Annotated in this window: 14 protein-coding genes and 1 pseudogene; 14 read left to right on the top strand and 1 reads right to left on the bottom strand. The window is 51.4% G+C overall.

What is annotated here, in order from left to right; translation table 11 throughout:
* Positions 1–96: 96 nt before the first annotated feature.
* Complete coding sequence (locus J7E85_RS21305; protein WP_215161292.1) at positions 97–774, bottom strand: GntR family transcriptional regulator; 678 nt, start codon at positions 772–774, stop codon at positions 97–99.
* A gap of 86 nt (positions 775–860) precedes the next feature.
* On the opposite strand from J7E85_RS21305, the gene uxaC reads away from it, so the two are divergent.
* From uxaC to J7E85_RS21375, 14 genes and pseudogenes are all read left to right on the top strand, one after another.
* Positions 861–2,264, top strand: a complete 1,404-nt coding sequence (uxaC, locus tag J7E85_RS21310) for a glucuronate isomerase (protein WP_215161294.1) — start codon at positions 861–863, stop codon at positions 2,262–2,264.
* A 111-nt stretch (positions 2,265–2,375) separates the two neighbouring features.
* Positions 2,376–3,988, top strand: a pseudogene (locus tag J7E85_RS21315) (response regulator).
* A complete protein-coding gene (locus J7E85_RS21320; protein WP_215161296.1) occupies positions 3,985–5,727 on the top strand; it encodes a sensor histidine kinase in 1,743 nt (580 codons plus the stop codon). The pseudogene J7E85_RS21315 and the gene J7E85_RS21320 overlap by 4 nt, the downstream one beginning before the upstream one ends.
* A 235-nt stretch (positions 5,728–5,962) precedes the next feature.
* Entirely contained in the window at positions 5,963–7,648 is a 1,686-nt protein-coding gene (locus J7E85_RS21325; protein WP_215161297.1) for an ABC transporter substrate-binding protein, read from the top strand.
* A 115-nt stretch (positions 7,649–7,763) separates the two neighbouring features.
* Positions 7,764–8,804, top strand: a complete 1,041-nt coding sequence (locus J7E85_RS21330) for an ABC transporter permease (protein ID WP_215161299.1) — start codon at positions 7,764–7,766, stop codon at positions 8,802–8,804.
* Between the two features lie 52 nt (positions 8,805–8,856).
* Positions 8,857–9,792 (top strand): carbohydrate ABC transporter permease, encoded by a 936-nt coding sequence (locus J7E85_RS21335; protein WP_215161301.1) that lies wholly within the window; start codon positions 8,857–8,859, stop codon positions 9,790–9,792.
* Between the two features lie 163 nt (positions 9,793–9,955).
* Entirely contained in the window at positions 9,956–10,972 is a 1,017-nt protein-coding gene (locus J7E85_RS21340; RefSeq protein ID WP_215161302.1) for an endo-1,4-beta-xylanase, read from the top strand.
* Positions 10,973–11,046: 74 nt separating this feature from the next.
* Positions 11,047–13,149, top strand: a complete 2,103-nt coding sequence (locus J7E85_RS21345) for an alpha-glucuronidase family glycosyl hydrolase (protein ID WP_215161304.1) — start codon at positions 11,047–11,049, stop codon at positions 13,147–13,149.
* 300 nt (positions 13,150–13,449) lie between these two features.
* The gene (locus J7E85_RS21350; RefSeq protein WP_215161306.1) at positions 13,450–13,773 is read left to right on the top strand and encodes a metal-sensitive transcriptional regulator; all 324 of its coding nucleotides are present in this window, start codon (positions 13,450–13,452) and stop codon (positions 13,771–13,773) included.
* A 290-nt stretch (positions 13,774–14,063) separates the two neighbouring features.
* Complete coding sequence (locus tag J7E85_RS21355) at positions 14,064–14,264, top strand: cation transporter (protein ID WP_071218723.1); 201 nt, start codon at positions 14,064–14,066, stop codon at positions 14,262–14,264.
* A 36-nt stretch (positions 14,265–14,300) separates the two neighbouring features.
* Positions 14,301–16,733, top strand: a complete 2,433-nt coding sequence (locus J7E85_RS21360) for a heavy metal translocating P-type ATPase (protein ID WP_215161308.1) — start codon at positions 14,301–14,303, stop codon at positions 16,731–16,733.
* Positions 16,734–16,820: 87 nt separating this feature from the next.
* The gene (locus J7E85_RS21365; RefSeq protein ID WP_215161310.1) at positions 16,821–17,462 is read left to right on the top strand and encodes a nitrite reductase; all 642 of its coding nucleotides are present in this window, start codon (positions 16,821–16,823) and stop codon (positions 17,460–17,462) included.
* Positions 17,463–17,540: 78 nt separating this feature from the next.
* Positions 17,541–17,684: a beta-xylosidase family glycoside hydrolase gene (locus tag J7E85_RS21370; protein ID WP_215161312.1), complete on the top strand. Its 144-nt coding sequence runs from the start codon at positions 17,541–17,543 to the stop codon at positions 17,682–17,684.
* A 302-nt stretch (positions 17,685–17,986) separates the two neighbouring features.
* Entirely contained in the window at positions 17,987–18,436 is a 450-nt protein-coding gene (locus tag J7E85_RS21375; protein ID WP_251035945.1) for a MarR family winged helix-turn-helix transcriptional regulator, read from the top strand.
* Positions 18,437–18,439: the final 3 nt, after the last annotated feature.

Raw genomic sequence — 18,439 nt, forward strand, 5'->3', positions numbered from 1 at the left:
GAGTTAACGCAAAGCTGCTGGGAATTTTGCAAGTTACGAGTGCACTGCCAAGATGGAAGCCTGCGAGTCGGTTAAAGTCTATCCACTGGCATAGGCTTATTTAAAATAATCGGGATGCTTCTCTTTCAGCACGGCCAGATTGGAGATGATCAGGCTGAGATGCGCCTGCATTTCCTGTTCGGCATGATCGGCGTCATGACGTGAAATCGCGTCCGCGATCTCCCGATGCTGCTCGTACAGGTTGGTCCAATTCGGATCGGCGGACAGCCATAACATTCGGCTCCGGTTCAGATGAGCGTTCATCTGTTGCAGCACGTTCCATGTGCCGACCTTGCGGCAGCCTTCAAACAAAATACGGTGAAAGGCCTCATCCAGCTCAAACATGTGCTTGCCGTCATGCTTCTCGATGCTCTCGCGCTGCTCGGATAGATTTCGCTCCAACTCGGCGAGTTTATCCTCGGGAAAGCTTTCGCAGGCAAGCCGGACCACGGCTTTCTCCAGCTGTTCACGCATGAAGCGCGCTTCCTCGACCAGCTCTGAATCGATGAGCGAGACGCGCGTGCCGCGCTGGGGAAGCACAACCACAAGGTCCTCCTGGGCCAAACGGACAAAGCTTTCCCGAACTGGCGTCCGGCTGACCTCGAAGGAAAGGGAAACCTCCTTCTCGGATAGAGCCGTTCCCGGCGGCAGCTCCAGACTGACAATCTGCTGCTTAAGCCGGGAGTACACGATATTTCCGGCCGATCCTGGCTGTAATCGCAAAGATTCTACCACTGCATCACCTCCTAATGTATTCCATACTACCATACTTGTATGGTAGTATGGAACTGAAAATCGAAATAAGAATCGGAGGCGATCACATGAGCCGTTTGGACACGGAAAATCTGCTCCTAAACAGCAACAGCGCGAAGAAACTCTTTTATGATTATGCGGAAGGGATGCCGATATTCGATTACCACAATCATTTAAGTCCGGAGGATATTGGCATCAACCGGCAGTTCGATAACCTGACGGAGCTATGGCTGGAGGGGGATCACTACAAGTGGAGGGCGATGCGCTGGCTAGGTGTGGACGAAGAGCTGATTACCGGCAGCGCAAGTGCCGAAGCGAAGTTTATGGCTTGGGCAGAATGTGTTCCGCGCTTGGTGGGCAATCCGCTCTATCACTGGACCCATTTGGAGCTGACCCGCTATTTCGGGATTCAAGAGCGGTTGACTGCGGATAATGCCAAGGAGATCTGGGGAGCTTGCAATGAGCAGTTGAAGGCCCCTGCCTTGCGGGCAGGCGGAATTCTGGAGAAATTCAAGGTCAAAGTGGCCTGCACGACGGATGATCCCGTCGATTCGTTGGAGTTTCATCGCGCCATTCGCAAACATGGGGAGCTGTCCACCGTCGTTGCCCCTGCATTCCGTCCGGATCGGGTCCTGGATCTCACGCACCCCGACTTCACTTCCTATGTCGAGACTATAGGAACGACGGCCAGTTTAGCTGTGGATACTTATCAAGGGTTGCTGGATGCCCTGCAAGAACGGATTCAATATTTCCACGATCATGGCTGCCGCCTGTCGGATCACGGCTTCGGCGCGTTTCCTTGCGAACAAGTCGATGAACAAGAGGTTGTGGACATTTACAGCAAAGCGATTAGCGGGGGCAGCATCACACCGCTTGAGGAACGGAAATATCGGACCTACACCCTGCTCAAGCTTGGGGAAATGTATCACTCCAAGGGCTGGACCATGCAGCTGCACATTGGGGCGATTCGGAACAATAATGCGCGCATGTTCGCGAAGATCGGCAAGGACAGCGGGTATGACTCGATTCTTGATTTCCATCTGGCGGAAAGCCTGAACGGATTTCTGAGCAGGCTCGATAGGAACGATCAGCTGCCGAAAACCATTGTGTACAGCCTATATTCTTCTCATTACGAAATGATTGCCACCGCGATCGGGAATTTCCAGTCGGCTGGCGTTGAGGGCAAGCTTCAGCTTGGTTCCGCTTGGTGGTTCCACGATCAGAAGGAAGGGATGCTGAAGCAGCTCACCGCGTTGTCTTCCATGGGGCTGATCAGCACCTTTGTGGGCATGCTGACCGATTCCAGGAGCTTTATGTCGTTCCCGAGGCATGAATATTTCCGCAGAGTGCTGTGCCGCCTGTTCGGGGACTGGATCAGGGAAGGGGAATTGCCCGCCGATTATGAATATATCGGTGCCATTATCCAGGACATTTGCTACCGCAATGCCGAGCGCTATTTTCAAATCCATTGACAATTGCATGCGGAGCATGAACAATGGACTTACTATATGAAAGCGTTTGCTGTTAGTCGGATAGAAGATATGTGACAGCAGATGTGCATGAACAGGCGAGGGGGACATACCGTGCAATGGAACCGGGCGATATTAGTGGATGACGAGGTGTTTACGCGCAAAGGGCTCCTGAAGCTGATTGATTGGGAAGCCTGCGGCTTCCAAATTGTGGATGAGGCGGACAACGGGGAAGATGCGCTGGAACTGATTGAACGGCTACAGCCGGATGTGGTCATCACCGATATCCGCATGCCGGTGCTGGATGGACTCGAGCTGATCAGGCATGTCGTTATGAAGGACATCGTGAAGCCGTATTTCATTATTGTAAGCGGATACGATGATTTCAACTATGCACAGCAGGCTGTCCGCTATGGCGTGCATGATTTAAAATTCTGAAACCGATTGACGAGACGGAGTTCAGCCATGCGCTGGTTCGGCTCAGCGAACGGCTGGAGTCAGACCGCGAGGCCCGCATGAGAGAAGAGAGGCTGCTGTCCGGAGCCTTGATGGAATCACTCATTATAGGGGAAGCCGATGAGGCGTTGCTGCAGGAATGGGAGCAACGCCTTGAGCTCCAGCCGGAGGATCATCTGTTCTACGTCTTTGTCGAGTGGAATGACCACCCGCTGGCTTCGGCGGCGAACGACAATGACGGTGGCAGGGCAGAATTCAAGGACAGGGTGGAAGCGGCTCTCCTTGCGATCTCGAATGAAGAACAGCCCTTCTACCTGCATGAGCACCGCAATCGAATCGGCATCATCGTTCCGGGCAGCATCCTGCACTCGTTCCAAGGGTGTCAGCGGGGATTTGCCAGACGTATTCAGCAATCGCTTGCGGATTCGGGCCACGAACGAATCTTTGTTTATTTCGGTCAACCGGTTTTACAGCTGTCCCACATTCAGGAGGCTTACGAAACAGCCAAAGAATCACTCCTGTACAAGTACATTTATGATGAGAGCGGTATTGTGATCCATGAGGAGGCCTCCCAGCATGCCCTTCACTACATCGGGCTGGAAGAGGGGCTTTACCAACAGCTTCTGGAGCAGATTGAGGAGCTGCACTTCGAGAAGCTGGAAGTGACGATTCGTTTGCTGTTCGAATCCTTCCGGGAGAAGCTGTATGCTCCCGAAGCGGTGAAGACGGCAATCAACCAATGCGTGCTAGGCGTGGTCCGGGTGCTTAGCAGCATGGAGGGGGATCAGAATCAAATATCCAGCCTGGAACCGATGACCGAGTGGCATGACCGTAACCTGTCGCTTCAGGGGCTGAAGCGGCTGTTTACGGATTTTGCGATTGAGAGCGCAAACTATATTGCGCGTCTTCGCAAGGAGCAGCACAAGGGCGGAATCCAGAAGATCCGGGCTTACATCGAGGCCCATTATCATGAGAATATCAGCCTGAAGGGCATCGCAGGGAAGTTCTATATGAACCCGGTTTATCTGGGACAGCTCTTCAAAAAAGCATATGGCATGTACTTTAATGATTTCCTGCTGCAGCTCCGCGTGAACGAAGCGAAGCGATTGCTGCGCCAGACGGATCTGCGTATCTATGAGGTGGCGGAACGGGTCGGCTTCGGCAACCCGGACTACTTCGTTACGCAATTCGAGAAGTTGGAGCGAATGACGCCAAGCGAGTACCGGAGCCGCTTGATGAAGGAGGCCGCGTCCGAAGGGACGGATCGATGAAACCAAGCCTCAATAATGTCCGTCTGCGGGACAAGATGCTGCTGATGTATTTCCTGGCCGTATTTTTGCCCATCCTGGTCACCAACCTCATCTTCTACAACGTGACATCCGGCAGCGTGAGGGAGCAACGGATCCAGGATATAACGGTAGCACTTGAACAGATGAAGAATGAGTTCCGCCGTGAAGTCGAGGACGCGCTGGAGATATCCTCCGTCTTCTACACGGACATTCAATTGAACGAGATCGTGGAGACGGTGTACGATCATCCGGCCGATTATATCGAGGCCTATGATACCTATCTCCGCCGCATTTTGAATTCGGGCAGTGCCGTATACAATTCGGTGAGCGAGATTACAGTGTATGTGGATAATCCGACCCTGCTGTACTCCGGTGGTATCAATTATATCGATGACCAGGTGAAGGAAGAGGCTTGGTACAAGGCGATCGCGGGCAAGAACGTAACCCAGCCGATCGTGATGCGTACGGGCAAGAACGGCCAATTGGACAGCTTCAGCATCATCCGGAGCATGAATTATTTTAGCTCCCAGAATGACCATGCCAAGTATCTCAAGATCGATATGCGGATGCCCTCGATCCGGCAGATCATGAGCAATCTGAATGTGCAGGGCAAAGTGTACCTGCTGAGCGGGGCCGGAAATATTGAATACACCACAGATCCGAAAGTCGATGTCATGCAGGGCTCCGTGCCGTACAGCAGCGTCGTGCATGGCGACAATTTTCTGGAGTTTCATACCGATACGTTCACGACCAACAATCTGAACTCTTGGACGGTCATGGCCGTGACGCCGGAGGATGTGGTGCTCCGTGACGTGCATCAGTCCTTGCGGTTTGTCGTTGTGCTGACCTGCTTGAACTTCCTGCTCCCGACCCTTGTGATCGTCTGGATTAGCCGTTCCCTGAACGTACGTCTGGTACGGATACTCAAACATATGAAGAAGGTCAAGAACCAGCATTACGACACGATCCAAGAGGCTGAGGCACGTGACGAAATCGGTCAGCTGACGGGTGAATTCAACCGGATGACCCTGCAGCTCAAGAGCTTGATTAACGACGTGTATGTGGCGGATATCCAGAAGAAGAACTTGGAGCTGCAGCGGAGGCACGCACAATTGAACGCCCTTCAGAGCCAGATTAATCCGCACTTCCTCTTTAACGCCTTGGAGACCATCCGCATGCGCAGCCTGATGAAGGATGAGGATGAGACGGCAAGGATCATTCATAATATGGCCAAGATCTTCCGCAATTCCTTAGTTTGGAAAAAAGACATGGTAACGCTCAAGGAAGAAGTGGAGTTTATTCACTGTTTTCTTGAAATCCAGAAATACCGGTTTGGCGACAAAATTGATTACTCGGTTCACGCCCCCGCAGAAGAGGGACATTTGCAAATACCGAAGATGGCCATCGTTACTTTTGTGGAGAATGCCAGCATTCATGGCATCGAGCCGCTCAAGCACGGGGGGCGCATTGAGGTTCATATTGCACGCGAGGGACAAGCCCTTATCTGCAACATTCAGGATAACGGGGCAGGCATGTCCGCAGAGCAGGTAGAACACATCTATCGCTACCTGGATACCGAGGACGAGATGGGTGAGCGGATCGGCATTCAGAACGTGATCTACCGGTTGAAGCTGTACTACGGAAGCCGGTTCCAGTTTGAAATCGACAGCTCGTCTGGACAGGGTACCCGGGTAAGGCTGTCCATCCCCATCGAAACATAACGTCGGCAAATCCTGCTTGGCACTCCGGTTCGGAGTGACTATAAGCAGGATTTGTTCGTTAATCGGCAGGAGTGCAGTTGAGAAGGCTGCCGATCTGCCATTTTTCACGACAAAGGATACGGTTCTATAGTTTTCTAAGTATCACCTAAAGATTGACGGGTGAAAATCGCTCAGGGGCTCTCTTATAATGAAAGTGCTTACAAATAAACGAGACCGAAAGGGGTAGGTCAAGAGCATGAACAGGGAATTTTGGCTGAGCTGTCTGACCGTGGTTATGATGGTATCGCTTCTGGCAGCTTGCGGCGGCGGTAAAGAGGCAGCGGATAACACACCGGCAGCCGGCGGAGAAGGCGAGAAGAAAGAAGAGAAGGTCACCTTCACCTATTTTAACTCAGCAGCAGGTAAAGACAAAAATACGAACGAGACCACCATCGGTAAAATTTTCGAGGACCAAACCGGCGTGAATTTTAAAATGGAACATTTGGTAGGAGACGAGAACACCAAGGTGGGAACCTTCATTGCCAGTAACGATTATCCCGATGTGATTGTACCGGGGAGCTCGATCGACAAGCTGGTCGGGGCTGGCGCCTTCATTCCGCTTAATGACCTGATCGATAAGTACGGCCCCAACATCAAGCGCGTGTACGAGCCGTATTACAACCTTATGAAGGCCGAGGACGGCAACATTTACTTCCTGCCGCTGAGCGCGGTTGTAGGTGAGTACACATCGGCTCCCAATATCGAGCAAGGAGCATTCTGGATTCAACGCCGCGTCCTGAAGGAAGCGGGTTATCCGAAGATCAAGACGTTCAACGAGTACCTGGGCCTGATTCGCGACTATGTGAAGAAACATCCGGAGGAAGGCTTGACCGGATACCTGGCACTGACGACGCAGGATAAATTTTTTGCCCTGACCAATGCCCCGATGCACTTGGCCGGCTATCCGAACGATGGCGGGATCATCATCGACATGGAAACCCACGTAGCGAACGATTACGCGGACGATGACATTACGAAGCGTTACCTGCAGGAGCTGAACAAGTTGAATGCGGAAGGCCTGTTCGATAAATCCTCTTTCGTGGACAATTATGATCAATACCTTGCCAAACTGACTTCCGGTAAGGTGCTCGGCTTCTTCGATTATAGATGGCAGGTAGGCCAAGCGATGAACAACCTGCGCGAAACAGCCAATAAATCGGGTGACGACGATCTCGAATATATGGCGCTGCCGATTGTATACGATGAGAATACCAAGGATCAATATCTGGATCCACCATCCTTTGTTAACAACCGCGGTGTAGGGATCTCCGTCAGCGCGAAGGACCCGGAGCGCATTGTGAAGTATTTCAACAATCTGCTTACGGACGAGAACCAGATTCTGTCGAACTGGGGCATTAAGGACGAGACGTATTCCGTCGATGAGAATGGACGCTTCTACCGTACGGAAGAGCAGATTGCACAGACCAATACGGAAGCCTTCCGCGAGTCGTTCGGCTTCAAGTACTTTGAATACAACTGGCCTCGTTACGGCAACGGTTCTACGCTTCCAGACGGTAATTCCGTGGGTGCAGGACGTCAGCCTGAGGTTGCCAAAATGTCCTACTCCGAACCGGATAAGAAACTGCTGGAGGCATACGACATCGATTCCTTCTCGCAATTGTTTGCCGCACCGGACGACCGTCCATGGTACCCGGCTTGGAGTATTCCGATTGACCAGGGCTCACCGGCTCAAATCTTCACGCAGAAGAAAAGCGATTTGCAGCGTAAATACTTCCCGAAACTGGTTCTTGCAAACCCTGCGCAGTTTGACGACATCTGGAATGAATACGTGGGCGAGTTCAGCAAGCTGGATGTGAAGGGATACGAGGATCTGATCACCGAGGAAGTAGCTAAGAAAATCGCAAATGTCCAGGGACAATAATAGATGAAGGAGAGGTGATCAGGGGCGGACCACACAAAATGGTTGCATCCGTCCCTCCTCTTCCTCTTCTATGACAGCATAATTGTAATGGGCTGGATAGGAAGGAGAAGAAACCGTGGATAAGGCGAACCCGATTGGACCTGCAGAGACGACGGCATTGCGCGAAACGCCGGCGGTATCGAAAGGTTTCTTCAATAAACAACGGAAAAACGATACTGAATTAAACAATAAACCGCCAACAGGCGAAAAAAGCTTTTTCCAGAAGCTGCTGCAACAGAAGGCGCTGGTCTTCATGTCGATTCCTTTTTTGATATGGTTGTTTGTCTTTAAGTACATGCCTTTATGGGGCTGGACCATCGCGTTTCAGGATTTTAAACCGGCCAAGAAGATTTTCGATCAGCAATGGGTAGGCTTGCAGCATTTTATCTTCCTGTTTCAAGACGAACACTTCCTCCGGGTCATGCGCAACACGCTTGCCATGAGTTTTATCAACCTCGTCTTAGGTTTTGTGACGGCAATTGTGTTAGCGATTCTGCTCAATGAGCTGCGTAATTTGATGTTCAAACGAGTCGTGCAGACGATCAGTTATTTGCCCCATTTCATCTCTTGGGTTGTGGCTGCGAGCATCATTTCGACGGCCCTGTCCGCAGACGGCGGGATTATCAATGAACTCCTCATGTGGTTCGGGATGATTAAGGAACCGATCCTATGGCTTGGGGAAGGGGAATATTTCTGGGGAATACTCGGTGTTTCGGAAGTATGGAAGAATGTCGGCTGGAACACCATTATATATTTGGCTGCCATGACGATGATCGATCCCTCGCAGTACGAGGCGGCGGAAATCGATGGCGCCGGACGCTTTCAACGGATCTGGAACATCACCTTGCCGGGTCTGAAACCAGTATTCATCATCCTGTTGATTATGAATATCGGCAACCTGCTCGAATCCGGTTTTGAACCGCAATATTTGCTTGGCAATGGCATGAACGTGGATTATTCCGAGAACCTGGATATTTTCGTGTTGAAATACGGTATTCAGATGGGCAACTTCTCGCTCTCGATTGCAGCCGGTATGTTCAAGACGGTCGTCAGCTTCATACTCTTGTTCACGGCCAACCATATCGCGAAGAGACTGGGCGAAGATCGATTGTTCTAAGCGAAAGCTTGCGAGGACCGTTCTCTATCAGAAAACGTACAGGAGGATTCATATGGCGAAGATGTCAGATTCACTACGAGCTCATGCCCGGTTCAAGTCTCCTGCGGACCGGTTATTCGATACCTTTAACATGGTGTTTATGATCTGTCTCATGATTATCACGTTATACCCGTTCATCAATACGCTCGCGGTATCCTTCAACAATGCGACGGATTCGGTGAAAGGCGGCATTTATTTATGGCCGCGGGATTTCACGTGGGAGAATTATAAATATGTATTTAACGAAGCAACGATATTTCACGCTACCTTCATCTCGGTTCTGCGTACGGTGATCGGAACGATTACCTCGGTATTCTGCTGTGCCATGGTCGCCTATACGATCAGCCGTCCGGAATATGTGCTGCGTAAATTCGTATCGATTGCTTTCATCTTAACGATGTATTTCAGCGGCGGTTTGATTCCGAACTTCCTGTTGATTCGCGAATTGGGCATGCTGGGCACCTTCTCGGTGTACATCATTCCAGGCCTGATCGGCGTGTTTAATGTGATCGTCATCCGTTCCTTTATTGAAGGACTACCAGAGGGAATTCTGGAATCGGCCCGGATCGACGGCGCCGGCGAATTCACGACTTTCATGAAAATCGTGCTTCCGCTATGCGTGCCCGTGCTTGCTACGGTATCGCTGTTTACGGCGGTATCCCAGTGGAATTCCTGGTTTGACGTATTCTTGTACAACTCTTCATACAGTGAGCTTAGCACCCTGCAGTATGAACTGATGAAAATACTCCAGAATTCGAACTCATCGCTGAATTCGGGCAACGATTACGCAAGCCAGTTTGCAAGCTCCGAGAGCGGTGCGAATCAGGTTACGCCGACCTCCATTCGGGCAACGATGACCATTGTGGCCAGCGTGCCGATCATTCTGGTATATCCGTTCCTGCAAAAATACTTCGTACAAGGGATGACTCTGGGCGGCGTGAAAGGCTGAGCTCCGGGAGCCGCTAATTTAAGTATATCGTGCGAACTACTCCCTATGCGCACGGTGCGTGGTTCGGGGCATGAATGGATGGCTGTCGACCAACCGATGCCTGTGGCATCACGATCATAACCATCAATCTTGCTATTATCTATAATTTAAGGAGGGACTGGATGTGTCCAACACGCAGCGAAATGAACCGAGGCTTAAGGAATGGTTCGCGAATGACTTTCTCATTGGAGCGGCCGTGAGCCCGCGGACGATCGAAACGCAAGAGGAATTGCTATCCTATCATTTCAACAGCATCACAGCGGAAAATGAAATGAAGTTTGTCAGCGTGCATCCGGCGGAGGATAGATATACGTTCAAGGATGCGGACCAGCTCGTCACCTTCGCCCGCAAGCATGGGATGAAGATGCGCGGCCATACGCTGGTGTGGCATAACCAAACAACCGACTGGCTGTTCGTAGACAAAAACGGGGACTTGGTGGATAAAGCCACGCTTTTTGAACGGTTGAAATCGCATACCGATACGGTCGTAAAGCGGTACAAGGATGATATTTACGCCTGGGACGTCGTCAACGAGGTAATTGCCGATGAAGGCGTCGAGCTGCTTCGTCCATCCAAGTGGCTGGACATTGCCGGTCCGGAGTTTATCTCCAAGGCATTCCAGTATGCTCATGAAGCCGACTCGTCCGCGCTGTTATTCTATAACGATTACAATGAGTCCCATCCGAACAAGCGGGACAAAATGCATACACTGGTCAAGTCGCTGCTGGATCAAGGAACGCCGATCCATGGCATAGGATTGCAGGCACACTGGAATCTGTACGATCCGGGTCTTGACGATATCCGCGCCGCGATCGAGAAGTATGCATCGCTCGGCCTGCAGCTTCAGCTCACGGAGCTCGATGTGTCGATGTTCCGGTTTGACGACAAGCGGAAGGATCTGACCGAAGCGCCAGAAGAGCTTCTGGAGGCTCAAGCCAAGCGGTACGAGGCAATGTTCGGCATTCTGAAGGAGTACAGGGAACATATTACGTCCGTTACCTTCTGGGGTGCAGCCGACGATTACACTTGGCTGGACGATTTCCCGGTACGGGGACGGAAGAATTGGCCCTTCCTGTTCGATGAGCGGCATCAGCCGAAACCGGCGTTTCACCGGTTGGTGGAGCGTACGGTTAAGGTGTAAGGATACTAGGCGTTGAAAAACAGTGAGATGTTGGGGATAAACGTTGGCCTTGACTCAAAAAGGGGGAATTTACGTTGAACAGCACTTTATATAAAGCGTGGCTGCAGTATGCACCCATCAAGGACCGGGAGCTTGCCTCCGGATACAGCAGGCTGCTCGGCACGATTGTAGCGGACCTGCAGCAGTCGCGGGTTGCGAACGCTGCCATTGAGGAACTGAAGCGTGCGTGCCAATCCATGCTGGGGATTGTACCGGTCATCACGGTCGAGGCCCCGGCTTCATCTTATCTCGAGGTACGCATTCTTGCGGCAGCTGAAGCAGACATGGGAGAAATGGATGCGGTCGGCTCAGGCGGGGACAGATCAGGTCGAGATAGGGGCCGGATGGAAGCCCGGCTAGGCGCAGAGGGTTTTCAGCTGGAGCATTCAATCCAAGGGCAGCAGGAGAAGTTGGTATTGATCGGTGGATCTGGTAAAGGCGTATTATATGGGGTGTTTCATTTATTGAGATTGCTGGCCTCTGACCAACCGTTAACTGGACTGAACGTGACCGAGCAGCCAGCGAACGGACTGCGGATGATCAATCAATGGGATAATGCCGACGGCTCGGTGGAACGCGGGTACTCGGGCAACTCGATTTTTTACGAAAACGGACGGTTTGCCGAAAATCTGGATCGCGTGAGAGATTACGCCCGCCTGTTGGCTTCCGTGGGCATGAATGCCATCTCCATTAATAATGTCAATGTGCATGAGATCGAGACGAAATTCATTACCGCGGAATATTTGCCTACGATTGCGAAGATCGCGGATATCTTCCGGGAATATGGCATTACATTGTACTTGAGTATTAACTTTGCGGCTCCGCTGCATATCGGCGGCGTATCCACCTCTGATCCGATGAACGAAGAGGTTCGGCAGTGGTGGAAGGACACGGCGAATGAGATTTACGATCATATTCGGGACTTCGGCGGCTTCCTGGTGAAGGCGGATTCGGAGCATCGCCCCGGCCCGTTTGCCTATGGCAGGGACCATGCCGATGGCGCCAATATGCTGGCTGAAGCCTTGGAGCCGCATGGCGGGCTCGTCATCTGGCGCTGCTTCGTCTACAACTGCATGCAGGATTGGCGCGACCGCAGCACAGACCGTGCACGAGCGGCCTATGATCATTTTACCCCGCTGGACGGCAGGTTTAAGGACAATGTGCTGCTGCAGATTAAGAACGGGCCCATGGACTTTCAAGTGCGGGAACCGGTGTCACCGCTGTTCGGCAGCATGAAAGAGACCAATCAAGTACTGGAGTTTCAGGTCGCCCAGGAATATACGGGGCAGCAGCGTCACGTGTGCTATTTGGTGCCGCAGTGGAAAGAGGTGCTGGATTTCGATACCTATGCGAATGGGGCGGGGTCCGAGGTGAAGAAGGTTGTGAACGGTTCCCTGCACGGTATGAAATACAGCGGGATCGCCGCCGTTTCCAACATCGGAAATGATGAGAACTGGACGGGCCACACCTTGGCGCAGGCGAATCTGTATGGCTTCGGCCGCCTGATCTGGGATCCGGAATTGTCCTCCGAGGGGATCGCGGAAGAATGGACGAGGCTAACCTTCGGCAATGACGACACGGTGGTCAACACGGTATGCGACATGTTGATACAATCGTGGACGATCTATGAAAGCTACACCGCCCCGCTCGGGGTGGGCTGGATGATTACGCCGCATACGCATTACGGTCCGGATGTGGACGGCTATGAATATTCAAGGTGGGGCACGTACCATTTTGCCGATCGGGACGGGATGGGCGTCGACCGCACGGTAGCGACGGGCACAGGCTATACCGCACAGTATTACGAGCCGAATAGGGCTCGATATGGTTCGCTGGCGGATTGCCCTGACGAGCTGCTGCTATTCTTCCACCATGTGCCGTATTCCCATGTGTTGAAATCCGGTAAAACGGTGATTCAGCATATCTATGACGCACATTTTGACGGGGCGGAAGCGGCGGCTGGATTGCTCGACGCATGGACCTCGCTAGAGGATGAAGTCGATCCGGAACGTTTCGTTCAAGTAACGGAGCGTCTGACTGATCAGGCTGCCCATGCGAAGCATTGGCGGGATGTGATCAACACGTATTTCTTCCGCAAATCCGGCGTGCCGGATGAGCAGGGACGGACGATTTATTAAGATCATTTTATAACGGAATGCAAAATATAGGGGGGTGCCCCATCAGACTGTGAATCTGATGGGGCATCTTTTTTATAGCTGGATGCTTACAATGGCAGAGCCTTATCGTGAGTACATGCCCGTTGATGACATGCTCATGCTTCTCCCGGTGTCAAGGGTAAATGAATCGGTCCAGATATAGATCCGGCTGGGGTAGAAAATTTCATTCCATAAGCTGGGCTTTATAGGGTGGGGGGCTATATGATATACTAAGAATAGGTTAGAATAAGATGAAATAACGTGATCAAGGGGGGAATGGGTATGACAGTCGGGAAACATGTACATGATGCATGCACAGTAACCAGTGAACGGAAGAGCCATCATTCCGACAAAACGAAAAGCAACCTCGTCAGCCGGTTGAACCGGATTGAAGGACAGATTCGTGGTGTAAAGGGCTTAATTGAGAAGGATACGTACTGTGACGATGTATTAAACCAGATCTCCTCGATTCAGTCGGCCTTGAACGGTGTCAGCAAATTGCTGCTTGAGCATCATATGAAGAGCTGTGTGGTGGAGCGCCTGCAGGAAGGTGACGACGAGGTTATAACCGAGTTGTTAACAACCATGAACAAGTTAATGAAATAATGAGATTCCTGGCTGGAGACGGTCTGGTTATGATGAGTTTTCATGAAGCTGCCACCTTCTAAAGGTGGCAGTAAGTGTTTATTTACGGTGAAGAATACCGCACAGTTATGCGGTGAAATCATAGTGCGGGCAATCTTTTTCAAAAAAAGTGAGAAAACGCATTGACTTAATATAGGGTAGGGGGGTATACTAACATCAAGAAACGAGAACAACCAGTTCAAAACTTATTCCGGGCACGCTTTTAGAAGGGCTGCTCAAAATAAATTCATAACCCAAAGGAGAGATTGAACATGGAACAGGTAACAATAAAAGTAGAAGGTATGTCTTGCATGCATTGCGTGAATTCCATTGAGGGAGCTTTAAAGAATGAGAACATCGAGGGTCATGTGGATTTGAAGGCAGGCACGGTCTCCGTCAAATATGACGCAGGCAAAGTCAATTTGGATAAAATCAAAGAAATTATCGAGGAACAAGGATATAACGTAGTTTAACCAAACGGCACGAGGATGAAGAGGGGTGAGGAGAAGATGGGAGCAGGAACAACATTGGAACAGAAGAAAACGTCGCTGCAGTTAACGGGTATGACATGTGCCGCCTGTGCGAATCGGATTGAGAAGGGCCTAAATAAAATGGAAGGCGTCCAGGAAGCGAATGTGAATTTTGCGCTGGAAAAAGCGTCGGTTACATTTGATCCGAATGTGGTTACCGTCCAGCAGATGGAAGAGAAAATTGAAAAGCTGGGTTACGGAACAGCAAAGGAAACAGTGGACCTGCAGCTGATTGGCATGTACTGCGCCGCTTGTGCTTCGAAAATCGAGAAAGTGGTAAGCAAGATGCCAGGTGTTAATCAGGCCAACGTCAATTTTGCACTGGAGACGGCCCGGGTGGAATTCAATCCCGCAGAGGTAAGCCTTAGCGATATTCAACAGCGTGTGGAGAAGCTCGGGTATCAGGCGGTTTCCAAACAGGAGACGCTTGATCAGGAAGGTCACCGCAAGGAGGCCATCACCAAGCAAAAGCGGAAGCTGCTCCTGTCGGCGATACTGTCGCTGCCGCTGCTCTGGGCCATGGTGAGCCATTTCTCCTTCACCTCCTGGATCTGGATGCCGGATCTGTTCATGAACCCTTGGTTCCAGCTGATCCTGGCAACGCCAGTACAGTTTTTTATCGGAAAACAGTTCTACGTGGGAGCCTATAAGGCTCTTCGCAACAAAAGCGCCAATATGGACGTTCTGGTCGCACTCGGTACCTCGGCAGCTTATTTCTACAGTCTGTATTTAACGATCGATTGGGCCGCTGCCGGAGCAAATGCACACCATGGGCCCGAAATGTATTATGAAACAAGTGCGGTGCTGATCACGCTGGTCATTATGGGGAAACTGTTTGAATCCCTGGCCAAAGGCCGTACCTCGGAGGCTATCAAAACCCTGATGGGGCTTCAAGCCAAAACGGCGCTGGTCGTTCGTGACGGTCAGGAGATGACCATCCCGGTGGAACAGGTCCTGGTGGGTGATCTTGTATTAGTGAAGCCGGGTGAGAAAATCCCGGTGGACGGTAAAGTCGTGGAAGGCACGTCGGCTGTAGATGAGTCAATGCTGACAGGTGAGAGTATTCCGGTTGAGAAAAAAGCGGGCGATGCTGTTATCGGCGCCACCATAAACAAGAACGGGCGCTTGACGCTTGAAGCGACGAAAGTGGGTAAAGAGACCGCTCTAGCCCAAATTATCAAGGTGGTTGAGGAAGCACAAGGCTCCAAGGCTCCGATTCAGCGGGTAGCTGATGTTATCTCCGGCATTTTCGTTCCGATCGTGGTCGGCATTGCGATTGTTGCCTTCCTCGTATGGTACTTCTGGATAGCGCCTGGTAATTTTGCTCAATCGTTAGAAATTGCCATTGCGGTATTGGTAATTGCTTGTCCGTGTGCCCTGGGTCTGGCTACACCGACCTCGATCATGGCCGGTTCGGGCCGCGCTGCAGAACTGGGCGTCCTGTTCAAGGGCGGGGAGCATTTGGAGTCTACCCATAAAATCAATACGATTATTCTGGATAAAACAGGAACAGTCACGAAAGGTAAACCCGAGTTGACCGATGTGGAAGTAAATAACTTGGATCAAGAGCTGTTTCTTCGTCTGGTCGGATCTGCTGAGAAGAGCTCCGAGCATCCGCTTGCTGAAGCGATTGTGGCCGGGATTGAGGAAAAAGGAACGCAGCTTCCGGCTGCCGAGCATTTTGAAGCCATTCCAGGCTACGGCATCCGTGCCAGTGTGGAAGGACACGAGGTGCTGGTAGGTACACGTAAGCTGATGGCACAGCATAACGTATCGGTTGATTCGATCCTCGGCAGAATGTCAGAGCTTGAAACCGAGGGCAAGACTGCCATGCTGACAGCGGTAGACGGTCAATATGCGGGACTTGTGGCTGTGGCGGACACCATTAAGGAGACGTCCCGTGCTGCTGTAGCGAGATTGAAAGAAATGGGCATCGAAGTCATCATGATTACCGGTGACAATGAACGCACGGCACAGGCCATCGCGAAGCAGGTTGGCATCGACCATGTGCTTGCTGAGGTGCTGCCCGAAGGCAAGGCAGATGAAGTGAAGAAGCTCCAGCAGCAAGGTAAGAAGGTCGCCATGGTTGGCGACGGCATTAACGATGCGCCGGCACTTGCGGTTGCCGACATTGGAATGGCTATCGGAACAGGTACGGATGTGGCGATGGAAGCTGCTGACGTGACGCTGATGAAGGGCGACCTGAACAGCATTCCGGATGCCATCTACATGAGCCGCAAGACGATGAGCAACATCCGTCAGAACCTGTTCTGGGCGCTGGGCTATAACTCGCTTGGCATTCCGATTGCCGCCATCGGGCTTTTGGCACCTTGGGTGGCCGGGGCCGCCATGGCACTGAGCTCTGTATCGGTCGTGCTGAATGCCCTTCGCCTGCAGCGAATGAAGGTATAACGAAAGCAGACTGACCGTTCATATATAGTGTATGAAGCAACCTAGCAAGGATATGATTATTAGGGCGATTTGATGGGGGTGTAGACATTGGCAACGCAAAAATTCGCAGTGACACCCGGCTTTGGAGTGGGCGGAACGCTGTTCCGCCCGGATCAGCTGTCCGTATTGGGCTCCATCGTGGGTGAGGATGCCCGCATTGAGATGACTACCTTTAAACAGCTTTACGTGGAGATGGACGCAGAGCGGGTGGAAGAAGCAAAGGCTAAGCTGGAAGCCGCCGGACTTCAGGTTCATCCTGCCGGTTTTGTCTCCAAGAGCCTGATCACCTGCAACTTCTGCCGGGGGGCGGAGGATTCGGGACTGGATGTTGCGAAGGTGCTGGATGAAGCGATCGCCGATCATCCTGTACCTAATCCGCTAAAGATCGGTTACGCCGGCTGCGCGCTCGGCACCAGTGAACCGCTGCTGAAGGATATTGCCATTATTAAGATGAGAAATACCTATGATATCTATGTAGGTGGAGAGCCGAAAGGGTTGAAAGCTGCTCTGGCAAAGCCGCTGCATAAGGATTTAGCGCCGGAGCAGCTGGCCCCGATCATCCTGAAGCTGATCACCATTTATCAGGAGAACGGCAAGAAGAAAGAGAAGTTCCCGCGCTTCGTAGATCGCATGACGCTCGATAAACTGCGTCAACTGACGCTGGATGCGCGCATGAATACGGCAGGGTAACAAGAGGCTTAGAAGGCATCACCTTAGGGTGGTGCCTTTTTGCATCACCAACGCCGCTTATTAGGGATCTCCTATTTCGTGCGACTTCATCAATTAGCTGCCCTCGTCTCGTCGGATCAGAATGGCGGATTTACCGGAGCTGTGATCGGTCTCTACGTCACTGGGGAAAGTGCGGCTCGCATCGACTTCGATTCTCTTGAATATACCGGCTATTCCTTATAACGGGATACGCCTAAACAAGGCTGGATATACTTTCAAGAGCGCCTGAGGAGCACCTGAGGAGCACCTGAGGGTTCTCTTTTTTTCTATAGATTAGAACGCGCTATCCACTAAAATCCTTGATTGGTTCGATCAAGCGAGACTCTGAGCGCATTTCGTCTTCTCTACTTGCGACGGTGGGAATAACAACCAGATCGGGCGTGGTTGACGAGCGATGTGAAAGGGTATACAATTTAAATAGTTAAAAGCTTTTAACTATTTAAATTTGTGATATATTCGTAAGTACTTCGTTATGCATCGAGGTGATGAAACTGGATAAGAGGGAACAATTATCTAACATGGTGGCCCGTCAGATGATGACGCTTGTGGCGAACTATGCCAAGATTCTGGACAATGATTTGACCGGCCCTCAGTACTACGTGCTTCAGACTTTGGCGTATGAGGGGCAGCAGACCAGCTCGTATTTTGCCAATGCCTTGAATGTTACGCTTTCGGCTGTGACCAACTTGAGCAACAAGCTGGTCAGCAAGGGTTATATTGAACGGGTGGCGTCAATCGAGGACAGACGTCAGGCCTATCTTAAGATTACGGAGCAGGGCCGTGAAGTTGAAGCCCGGATGATTGCGAAGTACCGTGATTTGAATGAAGGCTTATGGTCGGATTTCTCGGATCAGGAGATGGATGTGTTGATCGCTTCATATGAGAAGATGATTGAACATCTGCAGCTTAAGATCGGGCAGTCCAATGAAGAATAATCA

This window comes from Paenibacillus sp. ISL-20 (assembly GCF_018613005.1).
GTDB lineage: Bacteria > Bacillota > Bacilli > Paenibacillales > Paenibacillaceae > Paenibacillus_AQ.

Excerpts from the sequence above, each read along its gene's own strand:
- uxaC (WP_215161294.1), top strand. The coding sequence starts at position 861 with ATGAGCCGTTTGGACACGGAAAATCTGCTCCTAAACAGCAACAGCGCG.
- J7E85_RS21320 (WP_215161296.1), top strand. The coding sequence starts at position 3,985 with ATGAAACCAAGCCTCAATAATGTCCGTCTGCGGGACAAGATGCTGCTG.
- J7E85_RS21325 (WP_215161297.1), top strand. The coding sequence starts at position 5,963 with ATGAACAGGGAATTTTGGCTGAGCTGTCTGACCGTGGTTATGATGGTA.
- J7E85_RS21335 (WP_215161301.1), top strand. The coding sequence starts at position 8,857 with ATGGCGAAGATGTCAGATTCACTACGAGCTCATGCCCGGTTCAAGTCT.
- J7E85_RS21350 (WP_215161306.1), top strand. The coding sequence starts at position 13,450 with ATGACAGTCGGGAAACATGTACATGATGCATGCACAGTAACCAGTGAA.
- J7E85_RS21355 (WP_071218723.1), top strand. The coding sequence starts at position 14,064 with ATGGAACAGGTAACAATAAAAGTAGAAGGTATGTCTTGCATGCATTGC.
- J7E85_RS21360 (WP_215161308.1), top strand. The coding sequence starts at position 14,301 with ATGGGAGCAGGAACAACATTGGAACAGAAGAAAACGTCGCTGCAGTTA.
- J7E85_RS21375 (WP_251035945.1), top strand. The coding sequence starts at position 17,987 with ATGAAACTGGATAAGAGGGAACAATTATCTAACATGGTGGCCCGTCAG.